General features: G+C 57.8%; 7 protein-coding genes. All 7 read left to right on the top strand.

What is annotated here, in order from left to right; translation table 11 throughout:
- Positions 1 to 93 precede the first annotated feature (93 nt).
- The 7 genes from AUK29_08115 (at position 94) to AUK29_08145 (ending at position 8,522) form a co-directional block, all read left to right on the top strand.
- Positions 94 to 867 (top strand): acyl-[acyl-carrier-protein]--UDP-N-acetylglucosamine O-acyltransferase, encoded by a 774-nt coding sequence (locus AUK29_08115; GenBank protein OIP62589.1) that lies wholly within the window; start codon positions 94 to 96, stop codon positions 865 to 867.
- Positions 864 to 1,826, top strand: a complete 963-nt coding sequence (locus AUK29_08120; GenBank protein OIP62583.1) for a hypothetical protein — start codon at positions 864 to 866, stop codon at positions 1,824 to 1,826. Before AUK29_08115 ends, AUK29_08120 begins: the two co-directional genes overlap by 4 nt.
- Before the next feature lie 447 nt (positions 1,827 to 2,273).
- Positions 2,274 to 3,746 carry a bifunctional heptose 7-phosphate kinase/heptose 1-phosphate adenyltransferase gene (locus AUK29_08125; GenBank protein ID OIP62584.1) on the top strand — a complete coding sequence of 491 codons (1,473 nt, stop codon included), beginning with the start codon at positions 2,274 to 2,276 and terminating at the stop codon, positions 3,744 to 3,746.
- 175 nt (positions 3,747 to 3,921) lie between these two features.
- Entirely contained in the window at positions 3,922 to 4,893 is a 972-nt protein-coding gene (locus AUK29_08130) for a UDP-N-acetyl-D-glucosamine dehydrogenase (GenBank protein OIP62585.1), read from the top strand.
- A 94-nt stretch (positions 4,894 to 4,987) separates the two neighbouring features.
- Positions 4,988 to 6,127, top strand: coding sequence for a lipid-A-disaccharide synthase (locus tag AUK29_08135; protein OIP62586.1), 1,140 nt, complete (start codon positions 4,988 to 4,990; stop codon positions 6,125 to 6,127).
- Positions 6,124 to 7,872 carry a hypothetical protein gene (locus AUK29_08140; protein OIP62587.1) on the top strand — a complete coding sequence of 583 codons (1,749 nt, stop codon included), beginning with the start codon at positions 6,124 to 6,126 and terminating at the stop codon, positions 7,870 to 7,872. The genes AUK29_08135 and AUK29_08140 overlap by 4 nt, the downstream gene beginning before the upstream one ends.
- The gene (locus AUK29_08145; protein OIP62588.1) at positions 7,869 to 8,522 is read left to right on the top strand and encodes a hypothetical protein; all 654 of its coding nucleotides are present in this window, start codon (positions 7,869 to 7,871) and stop codon (positions 8,520 to 8,522) included. The genes AUK29_08140 and AUK29_08145 overlap by 4 nt, the downstream gene beginning before the upstream one ends.
- Positions 8,523 to 8,636 lie beyond the last annotated feature (114 nt).

The raw sequence follows: 8,636 nt of genomic DNA on the forward strand, positions 1-8,636 counted from the left end.
TCATGAAGTTTGCGGGCAAGGCCTTTGTCGGGGACAAGAAGGGGGCGGAAGCGGAGCTGACCGCCACCATTGTGGACCGATAAGGCAAGGATGATGAGCATAGACAAGACATCCATGATTCATCCCAAGGCAGAGATCGCAGAGGATGCGGAGATCGGGCCCTTCTGTACGATCGGGGAACATGTGAAGATCGGCAGAGGGGTCAGGATAAAATCCCATGTGAGTATTCAAGGGTGGACTGAGATCGGGGATGAGTGCGTCTTCTTTCCCTTCTCCTCCATTGGGGAGCCCCCGCAGGACCTCAAGTTCAAGGGGGAGGCGTCCCGCCTCATCATCGGGCGGGAGAACGTCTTCCGAGAGTTTATCACCTTGAATCGTGGGACCGAGCACGGCGGCGGGGAGACCGTGATCGGGGATCATAACTTTTTCATGGCCTATTGCCACGTGGCGCACGACTGCAGGATCGGCAACCATGTGGTCATGGCCAATGCCGCGACCCTGGCGGGTCATATCACGATCGAGGATCATGCCATCATCGGCGGGCTTTCGGCCATTCACCAATTCGTGCGCGTGGGAAGGCATGCCATCATCGGCGGCGCCTCGGCCGTACCCAAGGATGTCCCCCCATTCTGCAATGTGACAGGGAATCGGGCCGAACTGCACGGCCTTAATACCGTTGGACTCAAGCGGAATAACTTTTCCGAGGAAACAGTCCGGGAGCTCAAGAACGCCTACCGCATTCTTTTCCGCTCCGACCTCCTGCTCCAGGATGCCATAGCACGGGTTTCTGAGGAGGCGGCGGATATCCCGGAGGTTCGGGAACTCCTGGATTTCCTGCGGGAGTCCAAGCGGGGGATCTGCAGATGAAAGATTACAAGCCCATGGATCTGAAAAAGGTCAAGACCTATCCGATCAAGAAACGCAAAAACAAGGTCGGTATCCATGACTTTGCGCGTGTCAGCCGCAAGGGAGAGGGGTTCTCAAAGTTCATTTCTTCCCTGCCGGATATCCTGGCGGCCAGAGATTTTCGAGAGGTGGCGGACGCCGTGGTCCATGCCCGTGAACAGGGGCGGCCGGTGGTGATGGCCATGGGCGCGCACGTGATCAAGTGCGGCCTCTCCCCGGTGATCATCCACCTGATCCGAAAAGACGTGGTTACGGCCGTGGCCATGAACGGGGCGGGGAGCATCCACGACTACGAGATCGCACTCATCGGCGGGAGTTCCGAGGACGTTGAGGAGGAGATCCGGACCGGGAGGTTCGGGATGGTTGACGAGACCGGAAGGGACATTATGGACGCCCTGTCTCTGGGGGTTCCCAGAGGGTGGGGGTATGGAGAGTCCCTGGGCCGGTATATTCTTTCGAAGAAGCCTCCCCATCATCAGTACAGTATCCTGTCTGCATCGGCGAAAAAGAAGATTCCGGCAACCGTGCATGCGGCCCTGGGCGCCGATATCATCCACATGCACCCGGCCATGGACGGCGCGCTCATGGGGCAGGCCTCCTTCACGGATTTCAGACTCCTCTGCTCGGTGGTGGCGGACCTGGGGCGGGGCGGGGTCTGGATGAATATCGGGTCCGCCGTGATTCTCCCTGAGGTTTTTCTCAAGGCCCTCAGCGTGGCCCGAAACCTCGGTCACGATGTTTCTGACTTTGTGACCGTGAATCTCGACATGATTCAGCACTACCGGCCCAGGGAGAACGTGGTCCGCCGTCCCACTCGTCAGGGCGGGAGGGGATACGCCCTGACCGGGCACCATGAGATCATGATCCCCCTCCTGGCCAGGGCCATACTGGAGAAACTCGAATCATCTCCAAAAGAGTGATTGAAAACATAAGGGTTACGCTGCGCGTGCCCCGCTTTTCTCTATTTTTTCAGGGCATCTTGGGGTCAAGGGGTCAAGGATTCCAGGGGCCAAGTGAAGTGCTTTTCAAGACTTAAGGGTCCGAGGGTCCAAGGATTCAAGGGGTCGAGTGAACCCCGTTAGAGGTTGTCCTCTAACGGGGTGAAGTGCTAAAAAACATCAGGGGTCAAGGGTTACGCTGCGCGTGTCCAGCTTTTCTATATACTTGCCGTCTGCGACGGCTATTATACTGAGGAATCTTGGGATCCAGTGTTTTTCTCTGAAGATTTTTCTTTTATTTAAGTATTTCACTTGACCCCTTGAACCCTGGAATCCTCGAACCCTTTTTACCCACTAAATGGGAGAAGAACCAATTTTTAATACAGTTTATTGCGGTATGAAAAATATACAAGATAGGACGGTACTAACATGACCAGGGATGAGATACGGGAAATCCTTTCAAAGGTCAAAGGCCGGAAGATCCTCGTGGTCGGGGACGTGATGGTGGACGAGTATATCTGGGGGAAGATCGAACGGATTTCCCCGGAGGCCCCGATCCAGGTGGTGGATGTCCAGTCCGAGAATGCCGTCATGGGAGGGGCCGCGAATGTGGTCTCCAACCTGACCGGCCTGGGGGCCAGGGTCTATCCTGTCGGGGTCGTGGGCCGGGATCAGAAAGGGACCTTCCTGAAGGAGCGTCTTCAGGAGCAAGGGGTCCGGATCCAGGGCTTGGTCACGGACCCGGGCCGTCCCACCTCCACCAAGACCAGGATCATGGGACAGAACCAGCAGCTTTTGCGAATAGACCGAGAGTATAAAACCCCGGTGAGCAGGGCCTCGGAGTCCCGTCTCCTGCATTATATCTACAGGCAGGTTCAGGACTGCGATGCCGTGATCCTCTCGGATTACGGGAAGGGGGTGTTGACCCCTGGGGTTCTCGCAGGGACGATCCATGCGGCGAAAAAGGCGAAAAAGATAGTTATTGCGGATCCCAAGGGACACGATTTCAGCCGTTACCGCGGGGTCACCTGTCTGACCCCCAACCGCAAGGAGGCCGAGGAGGCCTGCGGCCGGCCCGTGCAAAGCCGAAGAGATATGCTCAATGCCGCAAGGCATTTGCAGCGAATCTTGAAGAGCCGGGCCTGCCTGATCACGCTGGGCAAGGACGGGATGGCCCTTCTCAACAGGAAAGACTTCACCGTCATTCCCACGGTCGCCAGGGAGGTCTATGATGTCTCAGGGGCAGGCGACACCGTGATTGCGGTTTTAACGCTGGTTGCTTCCGCGGGATACGATCTTGAGACCGCGGCGGCCCTGGCCAATACCGCGGCAGGGATTGTCGTGGGCAAGGTCGGAACGGCCAGGGCCGCTCCGCAGGAGATCCTCGATTACGACCGGGATACCCTCGACACCTCCGCCCGCAAGATCTTCATGCTGCAGGAACTTAAGGACCAGATCCGGAGCATCCGGAAGCAGGGACGCAAGGTCGTCTTTACGAACGGCTGTTTCGACCTTCTCCATGTTGGGCATATCCGGTACCTGCAGGAGGCCAGGCGTCTTGGAGACTGCCTGGTGGTCGGTTTGAACAGCGATGGATCCGTGCGCAGGCTCAAGGGCAAGCGGCGTCCGTTGATTTCCCAGGAGGAGCGGGCGCATATCCTCTCGGCGCTCGACTGTGTGGATTATCTGGTCATCTTCGATGAACTGACCCCGTTGAACCTGCTCCGGAAACTGAAGCCCGATATCCTGGTCAAGGGCGGAGACTACAAGAAGAGCGAGGTGGTGGGCGCAGACCTGGTGGAGTCCTATGGCGGCCGGGTCGCCCTGATCCCGGTGGTTAAGGGAAAGTCCACGAGCGATATCGTGGAGAGGATCGTGGAGCGGTACGGGAAGGGCGTGTGAGGGTATAAGGGGTCAAGTGAAGTGTTAAAAACATAAGGGGCCAAGGGTCCGAGGGTTCAAGGGGTCAAGTGTTGTTCTCTGGAGATTTTACTTGCTTTTTAGTATTTCACTTGAATCCTTGACCCCTCGACCCCTTTTTTACCCGTTAAGTCCTTCGATTCATAAAACGTATATTATGGCGAAATCAGAAAAAAAGAAAAATGGGCAGTTGATTCGGGTGGGCGTCGTGGGGGTCGGATACTTGGGACAGCACCATGTCAGGAACTATGCGGAGATGCCCGGGATCCGGCTTGAGGGTGTGGCGGACGTGGACCCGGGCCGAGCCCAAGAGATCGCCGGAAGGCACGGAGTCAGGGTCTTTCGCGGCTACCGGGAGATGATCCCGGACGTGGATGCCGTGAGTATCGTCTCCCCGACGGTCACGCATTTTGAGATAGCGAAGGATTTCCTGGAACAGGGTGTGGATGTCCTCGTCGAGAAACCCATGACCGAGACCCTGGCACAGGCCGGGGAACTGATCCGGATTGCCGATCAGAATCAAAGGATCCTGCAGGTCGGACATATCGAGCGGTTCAACGGGGCCGTGCGGGAACTGGAACGGCTGGTCAAGAATCCCGGTTTCATCGAGGTCCATAGGCTCAGCTCCTTTACGGGGCGGGCCACGGACGTGGATGTGATCCTGGATCTCATGATCCATGATATCGATATCATCCTCAGCTTGGTCCACTCGCCGGTCCGGGAGATCCGGGCCAAGGGGGTTCCGGTGATCACGTCGAATGTGGATATTGCCAATGCCAGGCTCGAGTTTGAGAACGGCTGTGTGGCCAATGTGACGGCCAGCCGGGTTTCCACCCACCCGCAGAGGAAGATGCGGTTCTTTCAGCCCGACGCCTATATCTCAATTGATTTTCAGGAACAAAAGGTGGCCTGCTACCGGAGGATCGGGGACCCAAAGGCATTTCTCGACGGGCATCCGCCCAGGATTGTCGAGGAGAAGATTTCCATCGGGAGGGAGGAGCCCTTGAAGGTGGAACTTACAGCCTTTGTTGAAGCGGTCCGGACTCGAGCCGCTCCGGTGGTCTCCGGCCGGGAAGGGATGAAGGCCCTGGAGGTGGCGACCAGCATCCTTCGGGAGATCGGCGCTTAGTGGTCCTGTTCGTAAATAGGGTGATGCACTCGAATGCCGCCGCATTTAAGAATAGGGCCGCTTCAGCTCAGAAAAATTCTTGAGCGGACCGCAGATGTCAGACCAAAAAAGCATCATGATCATAGCCGGTGAGGCGTCCGGCGACCTGCATGCCTCCTCTCTGGTCCTCGAGATCCGGAAGTTAATCCCGGATGCGCGTTTTACAGGCATCGGAGGGAGCAGGATGCGTGATGCCGGGGTGGATCTGATCCTGAATAACCGAGAGATCGCCGTGACCGGGTTCTCCGAGGTCTTCTCCAAAGTCCGAAACATTCTTAAGGCCTTTCGTATGGTCAAGGAGACGATGCGCAGGGCCCGGCCCGATCTTCTGATCCTCCTGGATTTTCCGGACTTCAACCTCAGGGCGGGAAAGACGGCCAGGCGCATGGGGATCCCGGTCATCTACTACATCAGTCCCCAAGTCTGGGCCTGGCGCAGGGGAAGGGTCCGGACCATTCAGAAACTGGTGGAGAAGATCATGGTCATTCTCCCCTTTGAGGCCCCCCTCTACGGGGACAAGGGGGTCTTCGTGGGGAACCCCCTGCTCGACGTGGTCAGGCCTTCACTCCCTGCAGGCGAGGCCAGGGAGCAGTTCGGGCTCAGGAAAAAATCTCCTGTGGTGGCGCTTCTCCCCGGAAGCCGGGAGAACGAGATCCGGCAGCTCCTGCCGATCTTTTTAAAGGCGGCGCATCTGATCCGGGAACAGGTTCCGGACATTCAGTATCTCCTGCCCGTGGCTCCCACGGTTTCTGAGGAAAAGATTCAGCCGATGATCCAGGAGACGGGTATCCTCATTCGCTTGGTCAGGGACCGGGTCTATGATGCGATCGCACTTTCGGATTTCGCCGTGGTGGCCTCGGGCACGGCCACACTCGAGACGGCCATCCTCGGAGTTCCCATGCTGATCGTCTACAAGATGTCGAGGATGAGCTATCTCATGGCCAGCCGGCTCGTCCGTGTTCCCCATATCGGCCTGATCAACATGGTGGCCGGGGAACGGATCGTCCCGGAGCTGATCCAGGACCAGCTCACCCCCGATCGGATCATGAAGGAGGTCCTCCATGTCCTGAAAGACAGGGTGCGGTCCGCAGAGATTTCTAAAAAACTTAAGCAAGCGGTCTCCCGTCTGGGCGGACCGGGCGCCTCGGCCCGCGCGGCCGAGGTCGTCGTGCAATGTCTCGAGGGGAAGGGATGAAAACCTATAAGCGTCTCCTCCAGTTCATGATCCGGTATAAGGGGTATTTTGCACTTTCGTTTGTCTGCATGGGATCGGTTGCCTTGGCCAAGGGGGGATTGGCGTGGGTGGCCGGACCGCTCGCACAGGGGATATTCCTCTCCAAGAAAGAGTCCATGCTCACCCTCATGCCCGCAGCCATCCTCTCCGTCTATATCTTCCGAGGGCTCGGGATGTACGGGCAGGCCTATTTCATGGCCCTGGTCTCCCAGCGGACCATACGCGACATCCAGAACGCCGTCTATGAGCATCTCCTGAAGATGTCCCTGTCGTTTTTTGTCCGGAACCCGACCGGCATCCTCATGTCCAGGATCACCAACGATGTGAACCTCGTACAGGAATCGGTCTCCAAGGCGCTCTCTGAAATGATCATGGAAAGCATGACCATCGTGATCCTATTTATCGTGGCCGTGCTCAAGGACCCGCTCATCACCATTATCTTCGTCGTGATCCTTCCCATCTCCACCATCCCCGTGGTCCGGTTCGGAAAGAAGCTCAGGAAGATCAGCACCAGGACGCAGGTCAATTTCGGGATCATCAGCAGCTTCCTCCACGAGACCATCACGGGGATACGGATCGTCAAGGCCTTCGGCATGGAGGCCTATGAGAATAAACGGTTCAGAGACCGAAGCCATCAGCTCTATCGTACCCGGCTTAAATCCAATGTGGTCAAGGGGCTCTCCGAGCCGATCATGGACCTGATCGAGGGGATCGGGGTATCCCTCGTGATCTACATCGGAGGGTTCAGCGTGATCCATGGGAGAATGGACTTTGCCGCGTTCACCACGCTCATGGCGGCGATCGTGATGATGTATTCCCCGGTCAAAAAACTCAGCAAGGTGCATTATATGATCCAGGAGGGGATGGCTGCGGCCGACCGGATCTTCGGTTTGATGGACCAGGCGCCCGAGATCGAGGACAGTAAGGGGGCCATGGAACTCGCTCCTGTGCACGAGGGGGTGGTCTTCGACGACGTCTATTTCCGTTACGGAGACAGGATGGTGATCCAGGGGGTCTCGCTCACGGTCAAACCAGGAGAGGTGATTGCCCTGGTCGGGGCCAGCGGGGAAGGCAAGACCACGATGGTCAATCTGGTTCCCCGGTTTTACGATGTGACCCGAGGTGCCATCAGGATCGACGGCAGGGATATCCGGGATGTGACCATGAAGTCCCTCCGGTCGCAGATCGCCATGGTGACCCAGGAGACCATCCTGTTCAATGATACGGTACGGAACAATATCGCCTACGGACTGGAGGATATTTCCGAGGATGAAGTCATCCGAGTCGCCAAGGCGGCCAATGCCCACGCCTTTATCATGGAAATGCCCCAGGGATACGACACGGAGATCGGAGAGAGCGGGATGACCCTCTCCGGAGGGCAGAGACAGCGGCTCTCCATCGCCAGGGCCCTGCTCAAGAACGCCCCGATCCTGATTCTGGATGAGGCCACATCGGCCCTGGACACGGAATCCGAACGCGTGGTCCAGGACGCCATCAACAACCTGATGAAGGGGAGGACCACCTTCGTCATCGCCCACCGTCTCTCCACGATCACCGGCGCGGACCGGATCCTGGTGATCCAGGAAGGGAAGATTGCGGAGAGCGGACGGCACGAAGACCTCCTCAGGAATGGCGGCATCTACAGGCAGCTCTACGAACGGCAGTTCCAGGAGGGGGAGAACCCTCGAGAGGAAGCGGCTGAATGAACCATACAAGGTGGACCGGCATCCTGCTCCCCGCCGCGGCCTCTCTGGTGATCAAGCTCACGGCTCTGACCCTCCGGCTGGATGTGGTCGGCAGGGAGCGCCTGGACCGGTTCAAGAAGGAAGGACGCCCGGTCCTTTTTGCATTCTGGCACAACCGGCTCCTCTATACCTGCTATTACCTCCGCAGGGAGAGGCTGACCATGATGATCAGCAAGAGCCGCGACGGGGATCTCATCACCAGAGTGGCCCGTATCTTCGGGATCCGGGCGATCCGGGGCTCATCGTCGAGGGAGGGGATGAGGGCCATATCCGACCTGGCCCGTTTAATGCGGGAAGGGGGGAACGGGGGGATTACACCGGACGGTCCTCGAGGGCCCCTGTACCGGATGCAGATCGGGGCGCTGCTTGCGGCCAGGAGCGCAGGGGTCCCCATCCTGCCGGTCTCCATCAGCTTCAACCGGATGAAGGTGTTTCAAAGCTGGGACCGGTTCAGGTTCCCCTATCCCTTTTCCAGGGCCGTGCTCGTCTTCGGCGAGCCCTTTCGGGTTCCCGATGATGCCCGAGGGGAGAAGATGGAAGCCCTGCGGGCCGAAGCCGAGCAGAGGCTGCAGAGCGTGACCGAGGCCTCGGACCATTATTTTTTGAAATAAAAGGTTCAAAACGTTAAACCATTAAACCGTTTAACCGAATTTCATGAGAGAGACCGCGTGTGTTTTTTCTCTATAATCTGATCCTGAATATCTTCGTCGTGCTTGCCCTTCCCT

Source organism: Nitrospirae bacterium CG2_30_53_67, assembly GCA_001873285.1.
GTDB lineage: Bacteria > CG2-30-53-67 > CG2-30-53-67 > CG2-30-53-67 > CG2-30-53-67 > CG2-30-53-67.

Excerpts from the sequence above, each read along its gene's own strand:
- AUK29_08115 (OIP62589.1), top strand. The coding sequence starts at position 94 with ATGAGCATAGACAAGACATCCATGATTCATCCCAAGGCAGAGATCGCA.
- AUK29_08120 (OIP62583.1), top strand. The coding sequence starts at position 864 with ATGAAAGATTACAAGCCCATGGATCTGAAAAAGGTCAAGACCTATCCG.
- AUK29_08125 (OIP62584.1), top strand. The coding sequence starts at position 2,274 with ATGACCAGGGATGAGATACGGGAAATCCTTTCAAAGGTCAAAGGCCGG.
- AUK29_08130 (OIP62585.1), top strand. The coding sequence starts at position 3,922 with ATGGCGAAATCAGAAAAAAAGAAAAATGGGCAGTTGATTCGGGTGGGC.
- AUK29_08135 (OIP62586.1), top strand. The coding sequence starts at position 4,988 with ATGTCAGACCAAAAAAGCATCATGATCATAGCCGGTGAGGCGTCCGGC.
- AUK29_08140 (OIP62587.1), top strand. The coding sequence starts at position 6,124 with ATGAAAACCTATAAGCGTCTCCTCCAGTTCATGATCCGGTATAAGGGG.
- AUK29_08145 (OIP62588.1), top strand. The coding sequence starts at position 7,869 with ATGAACCATACAAGGTGGACCGGCATCCTGCTCCCCGCCGCGGCCTCT.